At 69.8% G+C, this 25,781-nt stretch carries 21 protein-coding genes; 15 read left to right on the top strand and 6 right to left on the bottom strand.

All coding sequences use genetic code 11. The features are described from left to right. Positions 1-20: 20 nt before the first annotated feature. The 11 genes from QO015_RS09370 to QO015_RS09420 all read left to right on the top strand — a co-directional run bounded on the left by QO015_RS09370 (position 21) and on the right by QO015_RS09420 (position 10,374). Positions 21-386, top strand: coding sequence for a TIGR04076 family protein (locus QO015_RS09370; protein WP_266279850.1), 366 nt, complete (start codon positions 21-23; stop codon positions 384-386). A gap of 11 nt (positions 387-397) precedes the next feature. Further along, positions 398-1,441 carry an aldo/keto reductase gene (locus tag QO015_RS09375; protein ID WP_266279849.1) on the top strand — a complete coding sequence of 348 codons (1,044 nt, stop codon included), beginning with the start codon at positions 398-400 and terminating at the stop codon, positions 1,439-1,441. Next, positions 1,438-1,872, top strand: coding sequence for a hypothetical protein (locus QO015_RS09380; protein WP_266279848.1), 435 nt, complete (start codon positions 1,438-1,440; stop codon positions 1,870-1,872). Before QO015_RS09375 ends, QO015_RS09380 begins: the two co-directional genes overlap by 4 nt. Positions 1,873-1,922: 50 nt before the next feature. Continuing rightward, positions 1,923-3,203 (top strand): ABC transporter substrate-binding protein, encoded by a 1,281-nt coding sequence (locus QO015_RS09385; RefSeq protein WP_266279847.1) that lies wholly within the window; start codon positions 1,923-1,925, stop codon positions 3,201-3,203. Positions 3,204-3,388: 185 nt separating this feature from the next. After that, positions 3,389-4,864: an aldo/keto reductase gene (locus tag QO015_RS09390; protein ID WP_266279845.1), complete on the top strand. Its 1,476-nt coding sequence runs from the start codon at positions 3,389-3,391 to the stop codon at positions 4,862-4,864. An 11-nt stretch (positions 4,865-4,875) separates the two neighbouring features. Further along, positions 4,876-8,142: a GH36-type glycosyl hydrolase domain-containing protein gene (locus QO015_RS09395; RefSeq protein WP_266279844.1), complete on the top strand. Its 3,267-nt coding sequence runs from the start codon at positions 4,876-4,878 to the stop codon at positions 8,140-8,142. A gap of 126 nt (positions 8,143-8,268) precedes the next feature. Continuing rightward, positions 8,269-8,439, top strand: a complete 171-nt coding sequence (locus QO015_RS09400) for a hypothetical protein (RefSeq protein ID WP_266279843.1) — start codon at positions 8,269-8,271, stop codon at positions 8,437-8,439. A gap of 10 nt (positions 8,440-8,449) precedes the next feature. Beyond that, entirely contained in the window at positions 8,450-8,764 is a 315-nt protein-coding gene (locus QO015_RS09405; protein ID WP_266279842.1) for an MliC family protein, read from the top strand. A gap of 102 nt (positions 8,765-8,866) precedes the next feature. Beyond that, positions 8,867-9,268, top strand: a complete 402-nt coding sequence (locus QO015_RS09410) for a thioredoxin family protein (RefSeq protein ID WP_266279841.1) — start codon at positions 8,867-8,869, stop codon at positions 9,266-9,268. Further along, complete coding sequence (locus tag QO015_RS09415; protein WP_266279839.1) at positions 9,268-9,984, top strand: cytochrome c biogenesis CcdA family protein; 717 nt, start codon at positions 9,268-9,270, stop codon at positions 9,982-9,984. The genes QO015_RS09410 and QO015_RS09415 overlap by 1 nt, the downstream gene beginning before the upstream one ends. Before the next feature lie 33 nt (positions 9,985-10,017). Further along, entirely contained in the window at positions 10,018-10,374 is a 357-nt protein-coding gene (locus tag QO015_RS09420) for a lysozyme inhibitor LprI family protein (protein WP_266279838.1), read from the top strand. 6 nt (positions 10,375-10,380) lie between these two features. Here the strand turns inward: QO015_RS09420 and QO015_RS09425 are convergent, their stop codons facing one another. Next, entirely contained in the window at positions 10,381-11,703 is a 1,323-nt protein-coding gene (locus QO015_RS09425; RefSeq protein WP_266279837.1) for a L,D-transpeptidase family protein, read from the bottom strand. Between the two features lie 196 nt (positions 11,704-11,899). Here QO015_RS09425 and guaD point away from each other — a divergent pair, with 196 nt between their 5' ends. After that, positions 11,900-13,273: a guanine deaminase gene (gene guaD, locus QO015_RS09430; protein ID WP_266279836.1), complete on the top strand. Its 1,374-nt coding sequence runs from the start codon at positions 11,900-11,902 to the stop codon at positions 13,271-13,273. Here the strand turns inward: guaD and QO015_RS09435 are convergent. Next, positions 13,262-14,542 carry an ATP-binding protein gene (locus QO015_RS09435; RefSeq protein ID WP_266279835.1) on the bottom strand — a complete coding sequence of 427 codons (1,281 nt, stop codon included), beginning with the start codon at positions 14,540-14,542 and terminating at the stop codon, positions 13,262-13,264. The two genes, guaD and QO015_RS09435, sit on opposite strands and share 12 nt — an antisense overlap. Continuing rightward, complete coding sequence (locus QO015_RS09440; RefSeq protein WP_266279834.1) at positions 14,539-15,261, bottom strand: response regulator; 723 nt, start codon at positions 15,259-15,261, stop codon at positions 14,539-14,541. The genes QO015_RS09435 and QO015_RS09440 overlap by 4 nt, the downstream gene beginning before the upstream one ends. Before the next feature lie 220 nt (positions 15,262-15,481). Between QO015_RS09440 and QO015_RS09445 the strand changes: the two genes are divergently transcribed. After that, a complete protein-coding gene (locus tag QO015_RS09445) occupies positions 15,482-16,339 on the top strand; it encodes a hypothetical protein (RefSeq protein WP_266279832.1) in 858 nt (285 codons plus the stop codon). A 52-nt stretch (positions 16,340-16,391) separates the two neighbouring features. Here the strand turns inward: QO015_RS09445 and QO015_RS09450 are convergent, their stop codons facing one another. Next, the gene (locus QO015_RS09450; RefSeq protein ID WP_266279831.1) at positions 16,392-16,895 is read right to left on the bottom strand and encodes a DUF1993 domain-containing protein; all 504 of its coding nucleotides are present in this window, start codon (positions 16,893-16,895) and stop codon (positions 16,392-16,394) included. A 203-nt stretch (positions 16,896-17,098) separates the two neighbouring features. On the opposite strand from QO015_RS09450, the gene glsA reads away from it, so the two are divergent. Continuing rightward, on the top strand, positions 17,099-18,097 hold the full coding sequence (glsA, locus tag QO015_RS09455) for a glutaminase A (RefSeq protein WP_266279830.1): 999 nt from the start codon (positions 17,099-17,101) through the stop codon (positions 18,095-18,097). Then, a complete protein-coding gene (gltS, locus tag QO015_RS09460) occupies positions 18,094-19,302 on the top strand; it encodes a sodium/glutamate symporter (protein ID WP_266279828.1) in 1,209 nt (402 codons plus the stop codon). The genes glsA and gltS overlap by 4 nt, the downstream gene beginning before the upstream one ends. Positions 19,303-19,323: 21 nt before the next feature. On the opposite strand, the gene QO015_RS09465 is transcribed toward gltS, so the two are convergent. Both QO015_RS09465 and QO015_RS09470 read right to left on the bottom strand, forming a co-directional pair. Beyond that, the gene (locus QO015_RS09465) at positions 19,324-23,613 is read right to left on the bottom strand and encodes a translocation/assembly module TamB domain-containing protein (protein WP_266279826.1); all 4,290 of its coding nucleotides are present in this window, start codon (positions 23,611-23,613) and stop codon (positions 19,324-19,326) included. Beyond that, the gene (locus tag QO015_RS09470) at positions 23,613-25,532 is read right to left on the bottom strand and encodes an autotransporter assembly complex protein TamA (RefSeq protein WP_266279824.1); all 1,920 of its coding nucleotides are present in this window, start codon (positions 25,530-25,532) and stop codon (positions 23,613-23,615) included. The genes QO015_RS09465 and QO015_RS09470 overlap by 1 nt, the downstream gene beginning before the upstream one ends. Positions 25,533-25,781: the final 249 nt, after the last annotated feature.

The following is a 25,781-nucleotide window of genomic DNA, read 5'->3' on the forward strand; positions in this document are numbered from 1 at the left end:
CTGCGTTCGAGGAGATGGCAATGGCCGACGAGCCGGCCCGCGAGGCCGATGACGCGTTCTCGCTCTACGACCTGAGGGTCGAGGTGGTGGCCCCGCCTGGGGCGAAGCTCTATTGCGGCGCCGAAGTCGGCGATCATTTCGAGCTTCGCGGCGAGATGCTGCATCTGCCGCCCGGCCAGGGCATTTCGATCTATTCGCTCGCCTCCGTCCTTCCGCTCCTCGCGGCCAAGCAGCGGCCGACTCACCCGAACGACTGGATGACCAGCGACGCCGAGGTCGCCTGCCCCGATCCCAACTGTCCGTCGCGGCTGCGCATCACCCGGCTCGGGCTGCGCCGCTTCTCGCATGCCGAGACGACGGCCGTGCCGCTTCCGGCGGCCGATTGAAAGACAGACCCATGGAATACAGAGACCTCGCGCCCGACTACCGGATCTCGCGCGTCATCCGCGGCGGCTGGCAGCTGGCCGGCGGTCACGGCCCGGTCGATCGCGACGACGCCATCGCCGACATGTCCGCCTTCGCCGAGGCCGGCATCGTCACCTTCGACTGCGCCGACATCTATACCGGCGTCGAGGCGATGATCGGCGATTTCCGCGCAGCCTTCGGCGCCGCCTATGGAAAGGCGGCGCTCGGCCGCATCCATGTCCACACCAAATGCGTGCCGGATCTCTCGATCCTGCCGCACATCCGCAAGGCGGATATCGAGGCGATCATCGACCAGTCGCTGACGCGGCTCAGGATGGAGCGCCTCGACCTCGTGCAGTTCCACTGGTGGGACTATGCCGAGCCGCGCTATGTCGAGGCGGCCGTCTGGCTCGACGAGCTGAGGCAGGCCGGCAAGATCCGCTTCGTGAGCGGCACCAATTTCGATTGCGAGCGGGTGCGCGAGATCCTCGACGCCGGCGTGCCGCTCAGGACGCTGCAGGTGCAGTATTCCGTGCTCGATCAGCGGCCGGCGAAGGAGCTGGTCGCGCTTGCGGCCGAGAACGGCATCGACCTCCTCTGCTACGGCACGGTCGCCGGCGGGTTCCTCGGCGAGCGCTGGCTCGGCGCCGACGAGCCGCAGCACCCACTCGAGAACCGATCGCTGACGAAATACAAGCTCATCATCGAGGATTTCGGCGGCTGGGCGCTTTTCCAGGAGCTTCTCGCGACGCTCGCCCGCATCGGCGCGAAGCATGGCACGGACATCGCCACGGTCGCGAGCCGCTGGACGCTCGACCGGCCCGGCGTCGCCGCGGTGATCGTCGGCGCCCGCAGTCGCGCCCATCTCGCCCGCAATCTCGCCATCGGCGCGCTCGCACTCGACGACGAGGACCGCGCCGCCATCGACGCGGTGATCGCCAGGGGCCACGGGCTCGAGGGCGACGTCTACTCGCTGGAGCGCGACCGCACCGGCCGCCACGGCTCGATCATGAAATACAACCTGAACGCCCAATGAGCATCGCCCATCCTGCGACCCATCACCCGCTCGCCCGCGCCGCGGTCGCCGAGATCGAGGCTTCGCACGACTTCTTCGTCCGCTGGTTCCTCGGGACGGCGACGCGCGAGGAGTTCGATCTCTGGCTCACCACGACGCATCCCGCATTCCGCCTGACGACGCCGGGCGGCGAGATGCTGGACCGGGGCGCGATCGTTCCCTGGATCGAGGGCGCCTTCGGCTCGATGACCGAGCGCTTCGTGATCGGCATCGAGGATGTCGAGCTCGTCCACGCCTCGGGGGATGCCGTCTTGCTCATCTATGTCGAGCGACAGTATCGTGACGGCCGCATCACGCGGCGGCGCTCGATGGCGCTGTTTCTCGGCGACGAAGCCGCGCCGCGCGGCGTGGTGTGGCGCCATCTGCAGGAAACCTGGATGCAGACGGGTTGAAGACGGGAAACCGGGGGAGAGTCCCGCTCAAGCGGGGCAGGGAGTTTTCGATGACGTCGATCCGTATGCTCACCGCGGCGCTGATGACCGGCTCCGTCGCACTCGGCGCCGCCGGCGCCGCGCGCGCCGACGACTGCACCATCACCGTCGGCCTCGTGATGGAGTTGACCGGACCCGCCGGCGAATACGGCCAGGCCGGTGCCAAATCCGTCGAGATGGCGCTGCGCGACATCAACGAGGCTGGCGGCGTCGGCGGCTGCAAGCTCGTCACGGACACGCGCGACTCGCAGAGCCAGGGCACCGTCGCGGTCGACGTCGCGACGCAGCTCGTCCAGGTCAAGAAGGTGCCGGTCATCATCGGCGGCATCATCTCGTCCGTCTCGATCCCGATCCTGACCTCGGTCACCGGCCCGGCCAAGATCCCGCAGGTCTCGCCCGCCTCGTCCTCGCCGACGCTGACGAAGCTCGGCCGCGACGGCAAGACGAACGGCGTCTTCTTCCGCACGATCACCTCGGATGCGCTGCAGGGCATCGCGGCGGCGAAGTTCGCGATCGACCAGGGCATCAAGAAGATCGCGATCATCAATGTGAACAACGACTTCGGCGTCAACATGGTCAACGAGTTCTCGTCGGCCTACAAGGCGCTGGGCGGCGAGATCACCTCGGTGACGCCCTATAACGAGAAGCAGTCGAGCTACCAGGCCGAGGTCACCGCGGCGCTCGCCTCCTCGCCCGAAGCGCTCTATCTCGTCTCGACGCCGGTCGACGGCGCCACCATCGCGCGCACCTGGATCTCGCAGGGCGGTCCGCAGAAGTTCCTGCTCAACGACGGCATGAACAGCGCCGACTTCATCACCAATGTCGGCGCGGAATATCTGAACGACGCCTACGGCACCTCGTCGGGCACCGACGAGACCGCATCGACCAAGTATTTCTACGGCTCCTACAAGGATTTCTCCGGAATCGACCCGGCCGCGCCGGCCGCCGACCGCTCCTATGACGCGGGCGCCATCGTCGGCCTCGCCATCGCCGAAGCGGCCAAGGACGGCAAGGCCGAGCCGGCCGCCATCACCGCGTCGATCCGCAAGGTTCTCGACCCGAACGGCACCGTCATCCATGCCGGAAAGGACGAGTTCGCCAAGGCGCTCGCCCTCATCAAGGAAGGCAAGCCCATCAAGTATGAAGGCGTGATCGGACCGGTCACCTTCGACGAGGTCGGCGACATCACCGGGCCGTTCCGCCTGTGGCGCATCCAGAACGGCGAGGTCACCACCGTCGGCACCATGTCGACCGCCGATGTCGACAAGGTAAAGGCGAGCATCGCGAAGTAACGCGGACGGTGGGGTCGCCAGCCCATCGGCTGGCACGACCTGCCCTCTCTCCCGCGCCAGCGGGGGAGAGATGGAGAGGGGGTTCGTTTTCTACGCTGGATAGCCCCCTCCCCGGCCCTCCCCCGCTGGCGCGGGAGAGGGAGCAGGGCCGCCCTAGCCCGCGGCGAATAACCGAAAGAACCATCATGACCGCCCTTCCCTCCGCGCCGGCCCGTGTCACCGTGCCGGCCGGCTTCACCATCCCGCGCATCGCCACCGGCCTTTGGCAGATCGCCGACATGGAGCGCGGCGGGCAGGCGGTGGCCATCGAGCCGGCGGCCGAGGCCATGCTCGCCTATGCCCGCGCGGGCTTCGACGCCTTCGACATGGCCGATCACTACGGCAGCGCCGAGCTGATCACCGGCCGCTTCCTGAAGCGGGCGGCCGAAGAAGGGCTGAAGCCGTTCGTCTCGACGAAATGGTGCCCGACGCCGGGGCCGATGACGCGGGAGGTCGTGCGCGCCGGCGTCGGGCGCAGCCTCGAGCGCCTCGGCGTCGACAGCGTCGATCTCATGCAGTTCCACTGGTGGAGCTTCGAGCATCCCGCCTATCTCGACGCGCTGGCCGAAATGGAGGAGATGCGCCGCGAGGGCATCATCCGCCATCTCGGGCTCACCAATTTCGACACCGACCATCTGCGCCTCGTCGTGAAGAACGGCGTCACGATCGCCACCAACCAGGTGTCGTTCTCGCTGCTCGACCGGCGGGCCGGCGGCGCGATGAGCGCGTTCTGCCTCGAAAGCGGCATTCGCCTGCTCGCCTATGGCACGATGGGCGGCGGCTGGCTTTCCGAGCGCTGGCTCGGCGCGGCCGAGCCGGGCGACGCTTCCGACTGGAGCAAGATGAAGTATCGCCGCTTCGTGGACGCGATCGGCGGCTGGGACGCGCTGCAGGGCATCCTTGCCGCCGCCGCCGCGATCGCGAAGAAGCACGGCGTCTCGCTGTCGAATGTCGCGACGCGCTGGGTGCTCGACCATTCGGCGGTCGCGGCCGTCATCATCGGGGCGCGGCTCGGCGAGCGGGAGCACCGCGCCGACAATCTCGCCGCCTTCGCCTTCCATCTCGACGCCGAGGATCGTGCGGCGCTCGACGCCGCCTTCGCGCAGTCGCGGATGCTGCCGGGCGACTGTGGCGACGAATATCGCAAGCCACCCTTCCTGACGGCCTCGGGCGACCTTTCGCATCATCTGGCGACGATGCCGCAGATCTACCGCGCCGAGCCGGTGCTGGGAAAGCCGGGGCGGCTCAGGGTCGATTCCGGCAGCATCTGGGAGCCGATCGCCGGCTATTCGCGCGCGGTGCGCATCGGCGAGCGCATCCTCGTCTCCGGCACGACCGCGACGCATACCGACGGATCGACGGTCTGCCCCGGCGATATCGCCGGCCAGACGACCTATATCCTCGACAAGATCGCCGCCTCGATCGCGGCGCTCGGCGGCAGGATGGACGATGTCGTCCGCACCCGCGTCTATCTGCGCGACGCCAACCTGTGGGAGCCGGCATCGCGCGTGCACGGCAGGGTCTTCGGCGAGACACGTCCGGCCAATACGCTGCTGGAGATCGGCACGCTGGTCGGACCCTATGAGGTCGAGATCGAGGCGGAGGCGGTGGTCGACGCCTGAAGGGAGAACAGATGACGGGTCCGGCGACGACATTCGAGACACCCCGCGACGACGGGCTCGGCCTCGTGAGGCTCGCCAATGGCAGCGGCTTGACGGTCGACGTGCTGCCGAACGGCACGATCTTCCAGATCACGCATCAGGGCCAGCGCGGCGCCATCATGGTGAACCAGGTGCTCGGCGCGCCGACGGCGGGCGGCATCGGGCGAATCCTGATGCGCAGTGGCGGCGCCGCCCCCTCGATCGTCACCCTCGCGGGCAGCGGCGCCGACACGTCGATCGGCCATGACGGCACGAGCCTCGCGCATGAAGGCTCGAGCGGCGGGCTTCGCCATCGGGCGACGCTTTCCCTCGACGAAAGCGAATCCGTCTGGTTCTGGCGCATCGAGGTGACGAACGAGGGCCGCGAAAGCGTGCCGCTCGACATCGTCGCCATCCAGGATGTCGGCCTCGGCGGGCGCGGCTTCCTGATGGGCAGCGAGGCCTATGCCTCGCAATATCTCGACCATCACATCGAGACGCATCCCGCCTTCGGGCCAGTGGTGATGAGCCGGCAGAATCTCGACCAGGGCGGCCGCCACCCCTGGATGGCGCAGGGCTGCCTCGATGGCGCCGCCGGCTTCGCGACCGACGCGCTGCAGGCGTTCGGGCCCGAGAGCCGGCTCGACGACCGCTTCGCCTTTCCCTTCGGCACCGATCTGCCCTCGACGCGGCTTCAGCACGAGGTCGCCTGCATCGCGCTGCAGGGGCCGGCGCGGACGCTGGCGCCGGGCGAGACCGCGCGCTTCACCTTCTTCGCGCTCGTCCTCGCCGATCATCCGGACGCCTCCTCGGCGGCCGATCTCGCGCAGCTGGACGATCTCGCGGAGCGCGCCGCCGCCCTTCCGCCGCCACCGGCCGCGACCGCGAAGCGCGCGATGAGCCTCATCGAGACCGCTCCGCTCGCGACCGGCGCTGGCCTCGACGACGCGGAGATCGCCGCGCTCTATCCGAAGCGCGAGGCCGAAGAGCGGCGGGACGGCGCGCTCCTGTCGTTCTTCACGCCCGACGGCGCGCAGAACCGACATGTCGTGACCGCGGCCAAGGAAGCGCTCGTGCGCCGTCGCACCGGCATCATCCTGCGCTCGGGCGACAGCCTGATGCTGGACGACCACACGCTGGCCGCGACGGCATGGATGCAGGGCATCTTCGCGGCGCAGCTCACCATCGGCAATACCTCGTTCCACAAGTTGTTCTCGGTCTCGCGCGATCCCTATGGCCTGACGCGCGCCAGCGGACTGCGCATCCTCGCCGAGATCGACGGCGGCTGGCAGCTCCTCGGCGTGCCGTCGCTGTTCGAGATGGGGCTTTCGGACTGCCGCTGGATCTACCGTCTCGGCAGCCGCACCATCACCGTGCATGCCGTCGCCTCCGGAGACGCGCCGGCGATGCAGTGGCGCGTCAGCGTGGCGGGGGAGCCCTGCCGCTTCCTCGTCGCCGGCCATCTCGTACTCGGCGAGCGCGAGTTCGAGCAGTCGGGGACCGTCACCATTGAGGCGGAAAAGAACCGCATCGCCTTCGCGCCGGGAACGGACTGGCTCTGGGGCCGGGCCTATCCAGAGGCGCGGATGCATCTCGTCACCGCGACGCCGCAAGCGGTGGCCGCGCTCGGCGGCGATGCGCTCCTCTATGGCGACGGCGTCTCGCGCGGCGCCGGAGTTGCGACGCTGCTGGCGCATCCGACGACCGATCTCGTCTTCGCCGTCACCGGCTCGATGAGCAGCGCGGCCAGCGCCGAGAAGCTGGCGGACCGCTACGCGGCCGGCCTCGACCAGGAGGCGCTGCTCGCGCCGGCCCGGCGGTTCTGGAGCCATGCGACGCGCGACCTGACGCTTTCCGGCGACCACCCCGACATCGCGGCGGCGAGCCTGCTGCTGCCCTGGCTGGCGCATGACGCGATCGTGCATCTCACGGTGCCGCATGGGCTGGAGCAATACAGCGGCGCCGCCTGGGGCACGCGCGACGTCTGCCAGGGTCCGGTCGAATTCCTGCTCGCCCTGCGCCACGACACGGCGGTGCATCGCATCCTGCTCGCGCTCTTCGCGGAACAGGACCGCAAGACCGCCGACTGGCCGCAGTGGTTCATGCTGCCGCCCTATTCGAACATCCGCGCCGGCGACGCGCATGGCGACGTCATCATCTGGCCGCTGAAGGCGCTCTGCGACTATATCGAGTCGAGCGGCGACATCGGCATCCTCGCCGAGAAGGCGCCGTGGCGCGGCGGCGACGCCTCGACCATCGCCGACCATGTCGCCGCGCTGATCGCGGAATGCGAGCGGCGCTTCATCCCGGGCACCCATCTCATCCGCTACGGCGAGGGCGACTGGAACGATTCGCTGCAGCCGCACGATCCCCATCTTCGCGACTGGATGGTCTCGAGCTGGACGGCGGGGCTGCTGCACGAGCAGATCATCCGCTATGCGGCGATCCTGGAGCGTGCGCCGGAGAACAACCCGCCCGGCGCGAGCGACGAGGCGAAACGGCTCGAGAAGCTGGCGGCCGCGATCCGAGCCGACTTCAACCGCCATCTGGTCTCGGGCGGGATCGTGGCGGGCTATGGCCTCTTCGACAGGCTCGGGCACCGCACCGAGCTTCTTCTCCACCCCTCGGACCGGCGGACCGGCCTGTCCTACTCGCTGATCGCGATGACGCAGGCGATGCTGGGCGGGCTCGTCGGCGAAACGGAGACCTTCCAGCAGCTGGCGGCGATCGACGAGGCGCTGACCTTCCCCGATGGCTACCGCCTGATGGACCGGCCCGTCGCCTATGCGGGCGGTCCGGAAACGCTGTTCCGCCGTGCCGAATCCTCGTCCTTCTTCGGGCGCGAGATCGGGCTCATGTACACGCATGCGCATCTGCGCCAGTCGGAGGTGCTCGCCCGGCTCGGCGCCGCGGACGCGCTTTGGAAGGCGATCGCGCTCGCCAATCCGATCCGCGTCACGGAGGTGCTTCCTTCGGCGACGCTGCGCCAGCGCAACACCTATTTCTCGTCCTCCGACGCCGCCTTCCCGGACCGCTATGCCGCGAGCCGCGACTGGCAGGACGTGAAGGCTGGGAGCATGGGCGTCGATGGAGGCTGGCGGACCTATTCGAGCGGCCCCGGCATCTTCACGCGGCTCCTGGTCGAGCTCGCGCTGGGCCTCGGGCGCCCGCGCGGCGCCCCGCGCGTGCTGCCCGCCGCGTTCGGCAAGGTCGGCATCGGCTGGACGGATGGCCAGGACCACATCGCGCGCCGTCACTGAGCCAGCCGCATTAACCGTCGGCCTTAACATTACCGCGCAAAACCGCCATTCCTGCGACCATCTTGCGATGGACGCGCGGCTGGGTCATACGCTATCCTTAAGAAAGGATTAAGGGGGATAGTCCACGTGTACGCGATCATGATCTACATGGCCGCCGCCGGCGCGCTGATGCTCGGCGCCCAGGCAGTCCGTCCGAGCCAGGCTCTCGGAAACGACCATCACCGCCGGCTTTACTGGGGCGGCGCACTTGCTTCCGTCGGCCTTGTCGGCATCATTGCTGGCGTGCTCGTCATCTAGGAAAGCCGCCATGTCCTCGCCCCGCCTCGTCCGAATGTTCAGTATCGCCGGCGCGGCGATCGCGACCGGGTTGGCGGGGCCTGCGCTGGCCGATGCCACCGCGCGCTACACATGCGGCGACGGCACGGCGCTGACCGCGACGTTCACCAACGACCCCGCCGCGGCAAAGCTGGTCTTTGCCGACGGCAAGACGCTGACGCTGCCGCAGGTGATCTCCGCCGATGGCGGCCGCTACGCCGACAGCACGACGGAATTCTGGATCCGCGGCAATGGCGGGCGCCTCACGGTTTCCGGCAAGGAAACCGAGTGCAAGACCGACGACTGACCGCTGCCGAGCGAGCGATCCGCTTCACTTCGCCGTGAGCCGGTAACCCGGCGTCGTTCCCACCCGTATGAATCGACGAGTTCACCGGGTGGAGATCTTCCCATGCTTACACGACGCCGCCTCGCCGCCATCGCGGCCGCGCTTCCGGCCCTTGCCCTCGCCGCGTCCTTCACGCCGGCCTTCGCGCTCACCGACCTGCCCTATGACGCGGCGGCGGTGCAGAAGGCGATCGCCTCCGGCAAGCCGGTCGCCATCCACGTCAACGCGTCCTGGTGCCTGCAGTGCCGGGCGCAGTCGTCGATCCTCGGCCGCCTCGCGAAGGAAGGCCGCTATCCCGACCTCGCCGTATTCACGGTCGACTACGACAAGCAGAAGGACGTGGTGAAGGCGCTCGGCGTCCCGCGCTCGACCTTCATTGTCTATCGCGGCGGCAAGGAGGCCGGCCGCATGTCCTGGGGCGTGACGGAAGCCTCGGTGACCGACGTGCTCAACAAGGCCGGCTGATGGTGGCCGGCGCGCTGCTGGCCTTCCTCGCCGGGCTGCTGACCATTCTCAATCCCTGCGTCCTGCCGCTGGCACCGATCGTCGTTTCCGGCGCGCGCGCCGAGAACCCGGCCGCGCCGCTGGCGCTCGCCGGCGGGCTCGCCGTGACCTTCGGCATCGTCGGCGGACTGCTCGCCTCGCTCGGCGTCGAACTCGGCGACACCGGCGCGGGGCGCATCGTGCTCGGGCTCGTCATGGCGGGGCTGGGCATCGTCATGCTGGTGCCCGCGCTCGCGCACAGGGCCGAGGCGCTGATGACCCCGCTCGGCGCCTGGGCCGGACAGCGGTCCGGGCGCATCGGACTTCGCGGGCTCGGCGCGCAGGCGGCGCTCGGCGCGCTTCTCGCGCTCGCCTGGGCGCCGTGCGTCGGCCCGACCCTCGGCGCGGCGCTGACGCTCGCCGCGAGCGGCGGGTCGCTCCCGGTCGCGATGCTCACTATGATGCTGTTCGCGCTCGGCGCGGCGACCTCGCTGCTCGTCGCCGGCTACGGGCTTGGCCTGCTGGCCCGGCGCGGCCGAACCATCGCCGGGCGCTCCGCCGCCATCGGCCGGACGCTGCTCGGCGCCGTCTTCGTCATCACCGGCCTGCTCATCGCTACGGGCCTCGACAAGGTCGTCGAAGGCGCGCTGGTCTCGATCATGCCCGACTGGCTGGTCGGCATCGCCGTCACGCTCTAGAGTCGATCCCCTGGGTCCGACGGAGGAAGCAGGATGCGCATCTTCGGCCAATGGAAGGGCGCGGCGTTTGCGCTGGCACTGGCGGGACTTCCCGCAACGGCGGGCGCGGCCAGCTTCGACTGCGCCAAGGCGGCGGCACCGGACGAGATCGCGATCTGCGCGAGCCGTGCGCTCGACGACGCGGATGTCGAGATGGCGACGCGCTACGACATGCTGCTGCAACTGCTCGCCATGGGGGCGGCCGGCGATCTGCGCGACTCGCAGCGCGCGTTCCTGAAAAGCCGTGCCGCCTGCGGCAGCGACGAGGTCTGCCTCACCAAGGCCTATGCCGACCGCATCGACGCTTTGAAGAAGGGCTTCGCCGGCATCGTCGCGATGGGGCCTTTCTAGCGGCCGTCACTGCACCGGCGGCGGCATCGGCTGGACGGGCTGCGCCTCGACCGGAGCCGGCGCCGCGACGGACGCCGTCCTTGTCGGGTCGACGAACTCGACATCGACGCCCGGCCGCACGAGATGCGCGAGCTCGTTGGCGTCCCAGTTGGTGAGCCGCAGGCAGCCATGGCTGTTGGTCTTGTCGATGCGGCTCGGCTCCGGCGTGCCGTGGATGCCGTAGGTCGGCTTGTCGAGGCCGATCCAGACCGCGCCCACAGGATTGTTCGGGCCGGGCGCGAGCTTCAGCGACTTGTCGTTCTTGCCCTGCTGGAAATTGACCTTCGGGCGGTACCAGTAGACCGGATCGACCGCGATCGCCTTGACGGCGTGGATGCCGGTCGGCGAGGGCATGTCGGTGGAGCCGATGGTCGCCGGATAGGCGACGACGAGATTCCATTGCTGGTCATAGCCGAGCAGCTGGCGCGAGTTCTGGTCGGCGACTAGGTGGTAGACCTTGGTCTTCGACGGCGGGCCGACATCGGCGACGATCACCGTCTCGCCGGCGGCGAACCGGCTGCCGGGATTGAGGCGCTTCAGGAAGCCCTCGTCCATATGGAAGCGCTCGGCCAGCATCTCCGTGACGCCGCGATAGCCGAGGGCCGGCAGCTGCGCCATCTCGCCATAGTCCTTGGGGATCGACGGCGTGAAGGGGCCGGCGGCATCGGCATCCGTGATCACATAGTCGGTCAGCACCGGACGCTCGGCGTGACGCGCGAGGATGGCGTCGATCTCCGGGCTCATGCGTCCGGTCGACGGCAGGCCGTTCATGTTCTCGAGCGCCGATATCGCCTTCGAGAGATTGCTGCCGGTCAGACCGTCGATGACCCCGGGCGAGACATTGGCCCGGTCGAGCAGGATCTGCAGCCGCGCCACTTCCGGCAAGGGCTGCTTGCCGCCCTTCTTCAGCGTCTGCGGCAGCGCCGGCTGGTTGGCGGCGGCGACGAACTGGGCCGGCGGCAATGCGGGTTCGGCCGGCGGCGCGGCGGCCACGGGCGGCTGCGGCTGCTGATAGGGCGCAGGAGGCTGCTGCTGATAGGCCGAAGGCGGAGCCACCTGCCGTTCGCCCTGATAAGGCGCCGGCTGCGGCTCGGCCTCGTAGGCGCCGGGCGGCGGCGGCACTTCGTAACCGCCCTGGGGATAGCCATAGGCGGGATGCGCGTAGTCGCGATAGCGCCAGTCACCGAAGCTGTAGGCGTCGTAATAGTCCTGCGCGGCGGCGGGCAGCGGGGCTCCGCAAAGGGCCAGCATGGCCGGCAGCAGGATGCGGGACGGAGACGATTTCGGCACGCTCAACTCCAACGCAACGCGGACACGGTGCTTTAACGCCGCGGAAACCCTGATCGATCCTCGGCCATCGTGGTTAAGATTGATTGAAGGCCGCGAAGGCGGCGACCGTATGGCGCGGCATGCGTCGAGGAGATGAAGCGGCGGTCGATCGGCGCTAGGATCGCGCCAGCGAAAGACGGGCGGGGCTGAGCGGGCTATGGATGCGCGGGGCAGGACGATACGGGGCCGTTTCATCCATGCGCCACGGCCGGACGGGATCGAGATCCTGTCGGACGCGCTGGTGGCCGTGGATGAGCGCGGCACGATCAGCGCGGTCTCGACGCCGGCCGAAAGCGGCCACGCCGACCGGCTGAGCGCCGCCCGCGATGCCGGAACGCTCGTCGAGCTGCCGCGACGCGCCTCCGTGCTGCCCGGCTTCGTCGACCTCCACATCCACGCGCCGCAATATCCCCAGCTCGGCAAGGCGCTCGACGTCCCGCTGGAGATCTGGCTCTACCGCTACACCTTCCCGCTCGAGGCGCGCTATGCCGACCTCGCCTTCGCCGAGCGCAGCTACCGCCTGCTGGTCGGCGACCTCCTCGCCGGCGGAACGACGACGGCGCTCTATTTCGCGACGCTGCACGGCGAGGCGACGCTGCTCCTCGCCGCGATCTGCCTCGAACTCGGCCAGCGCGCGCTGGTCGGCAAGGTCGCGATGGACCATCCGGACAATTGCCCGGCCTTCTACCGCGACGCCGACGCCGACGCCGCCATCGAGGGAACGCGCGCGCTGATCCGGGAGGTCGGCAGGCTGGAGGGCAATGACGGGCTGGTGCATGCCGTCGCGACGCCGCGCTTCATTCCGGCCTGCACCGATGCACTGCTCGAAGGGCTCGGCGCGCTGGTCGGCGAATGCGGCTGCCATGTCCAGACCCACTGCTCGGAAAGCGACTGGGCGCATGGCTACGTCCTCGCCCGCCACGGCCGCACCGACGCCGAGATGCTGGATCGCTTTGGCCTGCTGACGCGGCGGACGGTGCTGGCGCATTCGAACTTCCTGACGCCGCAGGACATGAACCGCGTCGCCGCGCGCGGCGCAGCGGTCGCGCATTGCCCGCTCTCCAACGCCTATTTCGCCAATTCCGTCTTCCCGCTCCGGGCAGCGCTGGCGCGGGGCGTCCGGGTCGGGCTCGGCACCGACATTTCCGGCGGGCCCATCTCGTCCATGCTGGACGCCCAGCGGATGGCGATCACCGCCTCGCGCATGCTGGAAACCGGCGTCGACCCGGACGTACCGGCCGAGCGGCGCGGCCGGCCCGGCTCGCGGATCGATGTTCCGCTCGCCTTTCACCTCGCCACCGCCGGCGGTGCCGATGCGCTGGACCTGCCGGTCGGGAGCTTCGCGGCGGGCAGGCAATTCGACGCGATCCTCGTCGATCCCGACGCGCCCGGCTCGACGCTTCGGCTGTTCGACGATGTCGACGGCGAGGAGGACTATCTCGAAAAGATCGTCCACACCGCGACGCGGGCCAATCTTGCGACGGTCTGGGTCGCAGGACGGCCGGTCGCCGGGGCGGCCTCAGGCGGCTAGGGGAACGCGGACCTCCTGCAGCAAGCCGCCGCCGCGCGCATTCGAGACGACGATCGAGCCGCCATTGCGCTCGATGATCTCCTTGGCGATCGCGAGTCCCAGCCCGGCGCCGGGCACCGCCTGACGGCGCGAGGGATCGACCCGGAAGAAGGGCTCGAAGACGCAGGAAATCAGGTATTCCGGGATGCCCGGCCCCTGATCGCGCACCGTGACCACGGCGAAGCCGCCGGCGACCTCGGACGAGACCGTGCCGCCGCCGCCATGGGTCGCGGCATTGATGAACAGGTTGCGCAGCGCCCGCGTCAGCGCCAGCCGCGCGACGGCGACCTCGGCCGGCGCGATCGCGCCGGTGGTGAGCTTCATGCCCTGCGCGGCGAGTTCGCCGGTCACCTCGCGCAGCAGCCCGCCCAGTTCCACCCGCTCGCGCTCGGCCGGCGTCGCCTCTTCGCGCACGAGACGGATGGCGCTGTCCGCGATGCGGTCGAGCTCCTCCAGGTCACGCAGCCAGAGCGCGCGATCGTCCTCGTCGGCGACGAACTCGGCGCGCAGGCGCATGCGGGTCATCGGGGTGCGCAGGTCATGGCCGGCGGCCGCGACGAGGCGCATGCGGCTCTCCATGGACGTCTTGAGGCGTGCCGAAAGGCGGTTAAGCGCCTTGGCGGTGGCCTTGAACTCGCCCGTGCCGATCTCGGGCAGCACGGGAAGCGTGCCGTCCGGCCCCACCTGCGCGATCGCGCCCTCGATCAGTTGCAGCGGGCGGGTCAGGCGGTTGGAGATGACGATGGCGATGCCGGCGGCGCCGAGAATGATGGCCGACATCCAGCCGAGCAGGATGAACCAGCCGGCACGGGCGGGCGGGGGCCTCGCGGACAGCGGCATCGCGATCCACCAGCCCTGGCTGACGATCGGCACCGAGACCATCATCGGCGCATCGGGGACCGGCTGGCTGACGAGCACGGGACGCGGCTGGCCGATACGGGCGAGCTCGGAGCGCAGCACGTCGGTCAGGCGCTGGTCGACCGGCCCGTGTGCCGGCTCGGTCAGCAACTGCATGCCGCGCAGGCTGTTCTTGACCGAATCGGGCTCGAAATCGTCCGGAAGCTGCTCGGCGAGGCGCGCGATGAGATCGACCTGCAACGCCGCATCCTGAACCATGCGCTCGGGACCGGGGCGGCCGATGACGAGAATCGCGACGAAGGTGGCGAGGCCCACCACCGCGACGATGGCGCAGATCACCAGCACCGCGATGCGCAGGCGCAGCGTGTTCACCGTGGGGCCTCGATCGCTTCCACGCGCGTCGAGAGCTGGTAGCCGCCGTTGCGCACCGTCTTGAAGATCTGGAAGGAGCCGCCGTCGCCGAGCTTGCGCCGCAGCCGGCTCATCAGCACGTCGATCGAGCGGTCGAGCGGGTCGGCCTCGCGGCCCTGAGTCAGGTCCAGCAACTGATCGCGCGACAGGACGCGGCCGGGCCGGTCGAGGAAGACGCGCAGGAGGTCGAACTCGGCCCCAGTCAGCACGACGTCCTGCCCGTCGGGATCAATCACCGAGCGGCTGGTCGGCGAGGCGACGAAGCCCGCGAACTTGTAGGCATCGACGGCCGGGGGCTCGGCGACGTCCGAGACGCGGCGAAGAACCGCGCGGATGCGCGCCAGCAGTTCGCGCGGATTGAACGGCTTGCCGACATAGTCGTCGGCGCCGATCTCGAGGCCGATGATGCGGTCGACATCCTCCTTCAGCGCCGTCAGCAGGATGACCGGGATATGCGGCCGCCGGTCGCGCAGCTGCCGGCAGATGTCGAGGCCGGAGCCGTCGGGGAGCATCACGTCGAGCACGACGAGATCGATCTGCTGCGTCGTGAGCTTCTCCTCGAGCTCCCGGCGGTCCGCGGCCAGCGTGACGCGCAGGCCCTGCTGGTCGAGATAGCGGCCGAGCAGCTTGCGGATTTCGAGGTCGTCATCGACGACGAGGACGTGAGGCGTGATCTGCATCAGGGAACTTCATAGCGCGAACGGGGTTGCCGATGCGAGGCATAGCGCCTCGAAAGATCCAATAGCGGATGCATTGGTAACCAATCCTGTCAGCGCCCGCGCCAGCAATCTTCCGCAACAACAATCACCCGGGCGGCAAGGCTTCGTCATGCCTGGACGATGTCTCGACAAGACTCGTCGATAGCTTCGCCGCGCTGTGGAGCAGCCAAGGAGGTTGAACATGAAACGCCTGCCGGTAGCACTTGCGACCGCCCTGATCATGGGAACGCCCGCGCTCGCGGTGACGACCAGTCCCGCGCCCGACCGCGTCGCCGAGGCTCCCGCCAAGCCCGGCCCCGGCAAGGGAGCGGATATGCGCCCGGACGCGCGCCCGATGCCGCCGCGCGGCGGTCCCGGCATGTGGGGACCCGGACCGAGGGGCCAGGAATTCCGCATGCGGATCGCCGAGCGACTGTCCGCGGCCGAGACGCTGATCGGCATCCGCGCCGACCAGCTCGACGCGTGGCGCGCCTATACCAGCGCGCTGATCGACCTCTTCGCACCGCCCGCCCCGCCGCCTGCCCCGCCGATGGGCGGACCGCAGTCGGCCGGGCCTGATGGCGCCGCCGATCGCGCCTTCGCCCGCGAGGAGCGGATGGCGCAGCGCATCAAGGAGCGCGCCGCCAAGGCGGATGCGCTCGTGGCCGCCATCGCGGCGCTGAAGGCCAAGCTGACACCCGACCAGTTGCAGAAGCTCGGCTCGATCACGCTGATGCCCCGCCCGCCGATGCCCGGTTGGGGCGGACGCGGACCCGGCGGCCATGGACCGGAAGGACGTGGACCGGAAGGGCGTGGCCCCGAAGGACGTGGCCCCGGCGGTCATGGACCCGAGGGACGCGGTCCGGACTGGCGCGGCCCGATGCATCACGGCCCCGGCCCCGCCGAGCGCATGGGCGGGCCTGACGGTCGCGGCCCGATGGGCGGTCCCGGCGACGACGGCGCCGACATGATGCCGATGATGGAGCCCGACGACGCCCCGCCGGCCCCCGACCTTCCTGACGACGCCACTCCGCCGGAGTCCGCCCCACAGCCCGGCTGAGGCCCGTCAGGTCCGAGCGGCCCCCTCCTCCGGGAGGGGGCCGTTTCTTTTTCTAGAAGCCGAGATAGTCGCGCTTGCCGACGGGAACGCCCTTCATGCGCAGGATCCCGTAAGCGGTGGTGACATGGAAGAAGAAGTTCGGCAGCGCATGCTGAAGCGCATAGTCGCGGCCGACGAACGGCGTTTCGCCGGCGCGCGAGCGCAGCGTCACCTGTCGTTCCTCGCCACCCTCGAAGGCCGCCGGATCGACGCTGGCGAGATAGTCGACGGTGCGGCCGATGCGCGCCTGCAACTCCTCGAAACTCGTCTCCTCGTCCGGGAAGCTCGGCGCCGCAAGCCCCGTCAGCCGCGCGGCGCAGGCCTTGGCGGTGTCGCTCGCCCGCTGGACCTGGCCGGAGAGCGGCAGCATGTCGGGGGCAAGCCGCGCCTCGACATAGGTCGCGGGATCCACGCCTTCCGCGCTCGCATGGGCGAGTCCCTTGTCGAGGACTGCCGACAGCACGGTGAAGCCGCGGCGGAAGACGGGGATGGTGATGTCGTAGATCGAAAAGCTCATGCCGGGCTCCTTTGAGGCTGGCGGCTGCATCCGGTCCTGCTGACAAGACCGGCCAGCAGGGATATGGCATCGAGAGGCTCGATTCGCAGCGCTCCCGCTGCGCCGGAGCGACCCGACATGCAGGAGCCGATTGTGACTGGGGCTGGTCTTCGCTTCTTGGCGGGCGGACGCTGCAAGGGGACGGGCGACCGGGCGCGCGGGACATGAACGCCGCGCCCGTCTCGACCGGCCATCTGCCGCCGCCGGAGACCGTCGCCGCCGCGGTCGAGGAAGCGCATCGCCGCTATCGCGACGACCGCGCCGGCGACACGATCAAGATCTATCCGGCGCTGGCCGCGATGCCGCCCGATCTCTTCGGCCTGGCGATCGTCGGCGTCTCGGGACGGGTTCACGCGGCGGGCGACGCCGATCATCCGTTCTCGCTGATGAGCGTCTCCAAGCCCTTCGTCTTCGCGCTGCTCTCGGACGCCATCGGCGGCCAGGAAGCGCGGGAGGCGATCGGCGTCAACGCGACCGGCCTCCCCTTCAACGCGCTCGCGGCGATCGAGCAGGGGCGCGAGGGGCGGACCAATCCGATGGTGAATGCCGGCGCGATCGCGGCGACGAGCCTCGTCCCCGGCGGCGATGTCGAGGCCAAGTGGCGCTTCATCGAGGCCGGCATCAGGCGTTTCGCCGGCCGTGCGCTGGAGCGCGACGACGAGGTCTACCACTCGGCCAGCCTCACCAACACGCGCAACAAGGCCATCGGCCAGCTGCTCGCGACCTTCGGGCGCCTCGGCTGCGATCCGGTCGACGCGGTCGAGCTCTATACGCGGCAATGCTCGCTGAAGGTGACCGCGCGCGACCTCGCCGCCATGGGCGCCACGCTGGCCGGCGGCGGGGTGCAGCCGCTGACGGGCGAGAGCGTCGTCAGCCCCGAAAGCGCGCGGCATGCGCTGGCCGTGATGACGACGGCCGGGCTCTACGAAACCTCCGGAGACTGGCTGTTCGATGTCGGCCTGCCGGGCAAGAGCGGCATCTCCGGAGGCATCGTCACCGTCGCGCCCGGCAAGGGTGCGCTCGGCAGCTTCGCGCCGCGGCTCGATGGGGCCGGCAACAGCGTCAAGGGCCAGGCCGCGGCCCGCCATCTCGCCGAGGCGCTCGGGCTCGACCTGTTCGCCTCGGCACCGGCGGCGACCGAAAGCATGCGAGGGAAGCGATGACGACGTCGATCCTGGTTCCCGGCCTCCTGACCTTCACCATCGCCATCGTGGTGTTCTTTGCCGGATCCGGCCTCAACCGGCTGGTCCCGCAGTTGCAGCGCTGGAACATTCCCGAGGCGGTGACGGGCGGGCTGATCGCGGCGCTGGCGACGCTCGCCGCCTACCGGCTCTTCGGCATCGAGCTGTCCTTCACCCTCGCCGCGCGCGACATGCTGCTGCTCTATTTCTTCACCGGCATCGGGCTCAACGCCAAGCTCGCCGATCTCGTCGCCGGCGGCCGGCCGCTCGTCGTTCTGCTGGCGCTGACGCTCGTCTATCTCGTGATCCAGAACATCATCGCCGTCGGCGGCGCTGGCCTGCTCGGCCTGCCCGAGGGCATCGCCCCGTTTGTCGGCTCGGCCTCCCTCATCGGCGGTCATGGCACGACGATCGCCTGGGCGCCGGTGATCAACGCCCGTTTCGGACTGACCAACACGCTCGAGATCGGCATTGCCACGGCGACGCTCGGCCTCGTCGTCGCGAGCCTCGTCGGCGGGCCGATCGCCAGCCTGCTGATCCGGCGCCACGGTCTCTCCGGCCCGGCCGGCGGCGAGACGCCGATGGTCGGCCTGCCCGCCGAAGCGCCGCCCGGCCAGGACGAGATCAGCCATGTCAGCCTGCTGCGCACCATCCTCGTCATCAATGTCGTGATCCTCGTCGCCTATGCGCTCGAGGATGTCGTCGAGGCGACCGGTATCAAGCTGCCGATGTTCGTCGTCTGCCTGCTGGTTGCGATCGTCGCCACCAATCTCGTGCCGCGGCTCGCGCCGCGCCTCGTCTGGCCGTCGCGGAGCCGCGCCCTGGCGCTCATCTCCGACCTCGCGCTGAACGTGTTCCTGGCGATGTCGCTCATGAGCATGCAGCTCTGGACGATCGGCGAGCTCGGCCCGGCGCTGGTGGTGATCCTGTCGGCGCAGACCATCGCCGCCGTCGCCTACATCATCTTCGTCGTCTTCCCGATGATGGGCCGCGACTATCTCGCCGCCGTCATCTCCTCGGGATTCACCGGCATCAGCCTCGGCGCCACGCCGACGGCGATCGCTAACATGACGGCCGTCACCAAGCTGCACGGCGCGGCTGCCCGCGCCTTCATCATCCTGCCGCTCGTCTCCGCCTTCTTCATCGACATCGCCAACGCCTTCGCCATCGGCTTCATGGCGCGCTAGCGATCCGGTCCGGACGCGGCCTCAGTAATCCCACTGGGCGCCGATGCCGAGTTCGCCGGAGCCGTCGCCGCCCGCGGCGCCCTGAAGGCGGATGTTGCGCGTCACGTCGACATCCACCGTCACCTTGCCGGAATTCGCCGACGGACCCTGCCGCGCGCCGACATAGACACGGTCGTTGAGGCGCTTGCCGATGCCCACCTGGCCGGTCGTGTCGACGTCGAAGGAATCGACGCCGAGCGAGCGGCGGACCTGATCGAGCACGCCGGGACCGCCACCGGAGAATGTGGCGACCGCCTGCGCGACCTGCAGCGCCTGGCTGGCGTTCAGCGTCGAGATCGAACGGCCGAAGAGGATGCGCGCCAGGACCTCGTCCTGGGCCAGAGCCGGCGACGAGGTGAAGGTGACCACGGGCGCCGAGGCGCGGCCCGAGACGATGATCGAGGCGGTCACGTCGCTGGTGGTGGTCGAGGCGGTGAAATCGAGCGCCGGATCGGTGTTGCCTTCGAACGTGACACGGCCTTCCGTGAAGTCGAGCCGGCGGCCGAGCAGATCGAAGCGGCCGCGGCGCAGCTCGAAGCCGCCGAGCGTCACCATGTTGGCCGTCGTGCCACGCAGCGTCAGGTCGCCGCCGAACTCGGCGTCGATGCCCATGCCGCGCACGAAGACGGCGTTGCGCGCGGCGATGGTGAGATCGAGATCGGCAGCGAAGGCCGGCGGCTGCGCCTCGCGGCGCGACGTCGCCGCCGCGCGCTGCTTGGACTGCGCGCGCAGGCCCTGCTGCGAAGGAGAGCTCTTGCCGCCGGTATTGATGTGGCGCACCTGCAAGGGGTCGAGCCCGCCCGGCAGCTTGTCGGCGATGTTGATGTCGAGCCGCAGCACGTCGAGCTTGCCGGTGATGCGCGGTCGCGTCGCCACCGGCCCCTCCACCTGGAGCTGGCCGCTGGTCACGAGGTTGATCAGGTCGCTCGAGAGGATGTTGGCGCGGTTGAAGGTGAGGCGGATATCGGCCGGGAAGCCGCGCGCGGGATCGAGCCCGATATTGCCGCTGCCCGTCACGCTGCCACCGCGCGGCGTCGCCGCGGTCAGCTGGCTGACGACGATGCTGGAATTGGAGCCGGTGAGCACGGCCTGGATATTGGTCAGCGTCAGCCCGTTCACCGAATCCGTGTAGCTGGCGCCGGCGACGCGGATCGTACCGCTGGCGGCGGGCGCCGCCGATGTGCCGCGCACCGTCATGTCGATCGTGGCGCGGCCGCGCAGCGTCGAGCCCTGATCGGCGAGGAAGGTGTTGGCGATGCCGAGGTCGATGCCGCCGGCGATCCTGAGATCGAGCTGGCCGGCGGCGATCGGCGCCGAGCCGCGCACCGTTAGGCCCGAGACGGACGGGGCGTTGACGGTCGCGTCCACCGTGACGCGGCCGCCGCCGAGCGTGCCGCGCGCCGCGATGTCGAACGGGCCGATGCCCTTGGCGGCGAGTTCAGCCGTGGAGAGCCGCGCGACGCGGATGTCGTAATTGCCGGCCGGCGCAGTCGCGGAGCCGGTGATGCGGGCATTGCCGGTGAGCGTGCCGCGCGGATCGAGGTCCGGAGCGACGAGCGCGGCGACGGCGAGCGGCAGGTTGCGGATGTCGGCGGTGAGATCCATCGTGCTGCCGACACGGCCGGCAATGGTCGCGCCGCCGCCGCCCGTCGCCAGCTGGAGGCGGTCGATGGCGACGCCGCCCTGTTGCAGCGTGATCGTCGCCGGCTGCGACAGCGTCACGACCGAGGGTCCGCGGGCGAGGCGAAACTGGTCGAGGCGGATTCGCGTCGCGGCGCCGGCCGGCTGGATGTTGGCGCGGGCGGTGAGCGAGGCGCCGAGCACGGCGGTCTCGAGCGACACGTCGGTGGCGCTGCCGCGGCTCTGCGCGGTGAGCGTCGCGCGGTCGATCCGCTGCGCGCCGGCGTCGAGCCCGGCAAGCGTCGCCCGTCCGTCGAGCACCGGCGTGCCGGTCGGATCGACGACCGTGAGATCGACATCGGCGCTCTGGAGCCGGTTGCCGGCGAAGCGGACATTCTGCGCCCGGCCCTTGACCGCTGCGCGCTGTGCCCCGCCCGCGCGATCGAGAACCACGGTCGCATCGAGCCTGCCGCCGATCTCGGTCAGGATGAGCGGCGCGAGATCGGTGAGATCGGCAGCCGCCACGACGAGACGGCCATCGACGATGTTGTCGTTCGCGAGCGCCGCCGCGCCGGTGACGCGGACGCTGCCGACCGAGAGGTCGAGATCGTCGATCCGCCGGCTGTCGGTCTCGGTGGTGAAACGGGCGCTGCCCCTGGCCGGCCGGTCCGCCACCATGCCGGCCAGCGTGACGCTGCCGCCCGGCCGTCCCGTCAGATCAGCGAGGTCGACCGTCACGGCAAGATCGCGCACCGGCTTGCCCATCGCCTCGGCCGAGGCGACGTCGAACCGTCCCTTGAGCCCCAGCGCATCGAGGCCGCCGGTGAAGCGGAGCTCGGCTTTCGCGCCGCCCTTCACGCGCGGATCGAGCCGGCCGAGATCGGCCAGCGCCAGCCTGGCGGTGAGATCGGCCGTCGCCTGCGCGATGCCGCCATCAACGGTCAGGTCGAGGCCGTTCGCGGCGACGGTGAAGTCGCGCACCGCGATCGTGCCGTCGGAGGCGCGGGCGAGCGCGCCCTTGAACCTGGTTTCGCCGGAGAGGAAGCCGTCGACGCGATCGATGCCGAGCGCGACGTCCTTCGCCGTGCCGTCGATGTCGAGCGCGATGGACGAGAAGGCGGTTCCGGTGTCGATCGTGCCGCCCAGCGCGACCGAGCCGCGCAGCGGGCGATTGGTGAGGGAGGAGAAGGCGGCGAGATCGAGCCGCGGCAGCTTGATGACGCCCTTCACGGCATCCGTGCCGGCGGAGCCGACGAAGGAGAATTCGAGCGGCGTCAGCTTGACCGAGGCCGCGGTCAGCGTCTGGCCGATCGGCGAGATGCTCGCCGAGGCGGTGAAGCTCGCACTGGTGCCGAGCGCGGCGGCGACGCTCGGCTGATCGGAGCTGAGGCCGGTGGCGGTGCCGTCGATGGTGACGCCGAGAAGGTCGCCGTCCGGCGTTCCCTTGGCGGTGAGGTCGAGCTTGCCGACGCCGTAGCCGCGGCCGGTCAGGCCCTCGGCGCTCAGCGTCGCGTCGATGGCGGGAAGCCGCAGCGGGCCGGCGAGATGTGCATTGAGCCGCCATCCGGTCCAGCCGATGCCGGGCGCGAGGGTCGCGAAATGTTCGGCCGCGCCGCCGACGACGTCGAAGGTTACGACCGCCGTACCCGCCGCCGGATCGACGGTGCCAAGCAGGGCGACGCCGAAGCCGGCCGCCGAAAGGTTGAGGCCCTCGATATTGATGCGGCCCTCGGCGTCATAGATCGCCGAGCCGATGAGGTCGGTATGGCCGGCGAAGAGCGGGCTGACGGTCGCAGGGACCAGACCCTGCACGGTGCCGCCGAGATCGAGCGAGATGCGGCGGCCGCCGTCGGCGCTCTTGACCGCGCCGGTGCCGGAAAGCTGGCCCGACGGGCCGGCGTCGAGCGCCAGCGTCCCCTGCCAGTCGTCGAGCGGCGCGCTGCCCTTGATGGTGAGCGACAGCGCCGGCAGACCTTCGATGCGGGCGAGGCGCGCGACGAGCCCGCCGGCCGGCTCGGAGGCGGTGACGTCGAGGTCGAGGCGATCGGAAGGCTCGCCCGGCACATAGCGGGCGCTGCCCCTGACCGTTCCGGGGGCATCGATGCGGCTGACGGCGAAGTCGAGATCGAGCCCTTCGGCCGGATCGACCAGCCGCGCCGAGGCCTTGACGGAGAGTTCCGCCGCGAGACCGGCCACCGGTTTGCCGAGGACGACGGAGCGGATGTCGAGATCGCCGAGCACCAGCCGCAGCATGGGGATCGACGACGAAGAGGCGGGCGCCGCCGGCTCGCTCGGCGGCAGCACCGGCCGGCGATCCATCGCCACGCGGTCCGCCGCCACGCGGCTGACATCGATCCGGCCGGAGAGCAGCGCCAGCGGGTTCCAGGCGAGCGAAAGGTCGTCGACGGTCGCGAAGGGGCCCTCGGCATCGGCGACGACGATCCGGCCGACGCCGAGATCGGACGGGACGAAGCCGGTGATGCCCTCGACGGTCACCGTGAGTCCGTTGCGGCTGGCGAGGCTGCTCGCGAGGTCGGCGAGCATGCGCTTGCCGGTCTCGGTCTGGATGAAGGCGAAGGCGCCGACCGCCGCCACGACCAGGAGCAGGACGAGGCCGGCGAGAATGCCGGCGATGATGCGCGCGGCCCGCATCAGAACGCCTGCCCGAGGCTGAGATAGACGCCGTAGCCGGCCTGGTCCTCGCCCTCGTTGGCGACCGGCACGGCGACGTCGAGGCGCACGGGTCCGATGGCGGTGTAGTAGCGCAGGCCGAGACCGACGCCGACGCCGATATCGCTGAATTCCGGCGTGCTGCCGGCCGATGCCGCACCGGCATCGACGAAGGACACCAGGCCGATCGTGTCCGTGACCTTGATGCGCGCCTCGGCCGAGGCGGCCACATAGGACAGGCCGCCGACGATGTCGCCCTGCTCGTTGCGCGGGCTCTGCGACTGGTAATTGAAGCCGCGCAGCGTTCCGCCGCCGCCGACATAAAAGCGCCGCTGCGGCGGCACGTCGAAGAGGCCGGCCCCGATGATCGACCCGGCGGCGATGCGGGCGGCGATGATGTAGCGGTCGTCCTGGTCGAGCGACTTGTAGCCCGACAACTGGCCCTTGACCATCACCGGGCCGGCGCCGGCTTCGCCGAGATAGAGGAAGGGCTCGGCGGTTCCGGTCGCACGGATGCCCTTCGTGGGATCGAGCGCATTGTCGGTCGTGTCATAGGTCACGGACAGCGGGACACCGGCGATGTTGTAGTCGTTGGTACCGTAACTGTCCTGAACGTTCGAGGCCTCGAGATCGATCCCGCCCTCGAACTGGAGCTGGTCGCTGACGGTGCGGCGGACGGTGGCCTGGAACGTCACCGCCTCGCGGATATAGGCATCCGTCACCTCGCGCAGCACCGCTGCCTGCATGACGAGATCGTCGGCGGTCGTCAGGATGCCGGGCTTGGTAAAGGTGCCGGTGAAGCGGTAGCCGAACGGGTTCGCGTCCGGAACGGCGTCCGGCACATTGCCGTACCACGAGACCTGGCCGTCGAGGCGCAGCGTCTCGGCGCCGCCGAACAGGTTGCGGTGGCCCCAGTAGCCATTGATCGAGGCACCGTCGGTGGTCGAATATTTGGCTCCGAAACCGATATAGCGTGGCTTGCGCTCGGTCACCTCGATATCGATGGGCACGCGGCCCGACGCATCGGCCGTGTCGCCCTCGATGATGCGCACGCCGGAAATCGCGTCATATTTCAGGAGCGAACGGCGGGTGTCGGCGAGGCGCTTCTGCGAGAACATCTCGCCGGGGATGATATAGCGGGCGGCGCGCTTCTCGACGAAGCCCGGCTTCAGCCGCTCGGTTCCGGAGACCGTGACCGGACCGAAGGTGACGGGATTCCCGGTCGCGACATAGAAATCGACATCGACGACGCGCCGGGCATGATCGGCAACCACGTCCTTGTCGACGATCTTCGCGAAGGCATAGCCACGGTCGCGATAGAAGCTGGTGATGCGGCTCTCGGCGGCGAGAATCGCGCTCGACTGCGCCGTGCGGCCCTCGATGATGCCAAGGCTGCGGAGCGGCGGGACGTCGGCGATCGGCTTGCCGCTGCCGGCATCGAGCAGGCGGACCTCGCCGAAGGTGAAGATCGGGCCGGGGGTCACAGTGACGGTGACCGGCACCGGGCCGGCGGCGCGGGCCGCCTCGATCGCCGCGAGCGCGCCGTCGCTGTTCGCCGGCACGCCCGCGACGGTGATGGCGATCTGCCCGGCGTAATAGCCCTCGGAATACAGCGCGGCGGTGATGAGATCGAAGTCGGAGCGGGCCCGGCGCAGCAGCCCGGCGGCGCCCGAGGGCGGCGAGCGGCGCATCTGCTGGAGGTTGGAGGCCGAACGGATCGCGCCGCGCAGCGAGCGGCCGGCATCGATGACATCGACGGTCACGGTATAGGGAACGGCGTCGACCACCGGCTCGCGATCGACCTTCTGGCCGAACAGGCCGCGGATCCGGTCGACGAAGCTCGGCGAATCCTGGGCGACGGCGGCGCCGGACCCGACCGCGACCAGAAGGGCCGCGAGCATGACCGCCCGTCCGCCGCGCGGTCGACGCTGTCTGCCAGTCCCTCTCAGCGTCGAGTCCGTCAAGAGAACGCCTTACCTGTCCGCGCGCAATACAAAGCCGCCGGCCGGCATCGCTGCCTGACCGTTCTATGCGTGATCGCGGTTAATGTCGGGTATAGCAACAGCAACAGATCCTCGCCGATCGACTTTGCTTTTCCCCGCGATCTGCTCCGCCGGGCTGGCAAGTTATCGCGAAGCGGCGCCGGGCGC

The organism is Kaistia geumhonensis (genome assembly GCF_030815145.1).
GTDB classification, from domain to species: Bacteria; Pseudomonadota; Alphaproteobacteria; order Rhizobiales; family Kaistiaceae; genus Kaistia; species Kaistia geumhonensis.

Coding starts and splice junctions, on each gene's coding strand:
- QO015_RS09370 (WP_266279850.1), top strand. CDS start 21: ATGGCCGACGAGCCGGCCCGCGAGGCCGATGACGCGTTCTCGCTCTAC.
- QO015_RS09375 (WP_266279849.1), top strand. CDS start 398: ATGGAATACAGAGACCTCGCGCCCGACTACCGGATCTCGCGCGTCATC.
- QO015_RS09380 (WP_266279848.1), top strand. CDS start 1,438: ATGAGCATCGCCCATCCTGCGACCCATCACCCGCTCGCCCGCGCCGCG.
- QO015_RS09385 (WP_266279847.1), top strand. CDS start 1,923: ATGACGTCGATCCGTATGCTCACCGCGGCGCTGATGACCGGCTCCGTC.
- QO015_RS09390 (WP_266279845.1), top strand. CDS start 3,389: ATGACCGCCCTTCCCTCCGCGCCGGCCCGTGTCACCGTGCCGGCCGGC.
- QO015_RS09395 (WP_266279844.1), top strand. CDS start 4,876: ATGACGGGTCCGGCGACGACATTCGAGACACCCCGCGACGACGGGCTC.
- QO015_RS09405 (WP_266279842.1), top strand. CDS start 8,450: ATGTCCTCGCCCCGCCTCGTCCGAATGTTCAGTATCGCCGGCGCGGCG.
- QO015_RS09410 (WP_266279841.1), top strand. CDS start 8,867: ATGCTTACACGACGCCGCCTCGCCGCCATCGCGGCCGCGCTTCCGGCC.
- QO015_RS09415 (WP_266279839.1), top strand. CDS start 9,268: ATGGTGGCCGGCGCGCTGCTGGCCTTCCTCGCCGGGCTGCTGACCATT.
- QO015_RS09420 (WP_266279838.1), top strand. CDS start 10,018: ATGCGCATCTTCGGCCAATGGAAGGGCGCGGCGTTTGCGCTGGCACTG.
- guaD (WP_266279836.1), top strand. CDS start 11,900: ATGGATGCGCGGGGCAGGACGATACGGGGCCGTTTCATCCATGCGCCA.
- QO015_RS09440 (WP_266279834.1), bottom strand. CDS start 15,261: ATGCAGATCACGCCTCACGTCCTCGTCGTCGATGACGACCTCGAAATC.
- QO015_RS09445 (WP_266279832.1), top strand. CDS start 15,482: ATGAAACGCCTGCCGGTAGCACTTGCGACCGCCCTGATCATGGGAACG.
- QO015_RS09450 (WP_266279831.1), bottom strand. CDS start 16,895: ATGAGCTTTTCGATCTACGACATCACCATCCCCGTCTTCCGCCGCGGC.
- glsA (WP_266279830.1), top strand. CDS start 17,099: ATGAACGCCGCGCCCGTCTCGACCGGCCATCTGCCGCCGCCGGAGACC.
- gltS (WP_266279828.1), top strand. CDS start 18,094: ATGACGACGTCGATCCTGGTTCCCGGCCTCCTGACCTTCACCATCGCC.
- QO015_RS09465 (WP_266279826.1), bottom strand. CDS start 23,613: ATGCGGGCCGCGCGCATCATCGCCGGCATTCTCGCCGGCCTCGTCCTG.
- QO015_RS09470 (WP_266279824.1), bottom strand. CDS start 25,532: ATGCTCGCGGCCCTTCTGGTCGCGGTCGGGTCCGGCGCCGCCGTCGCC.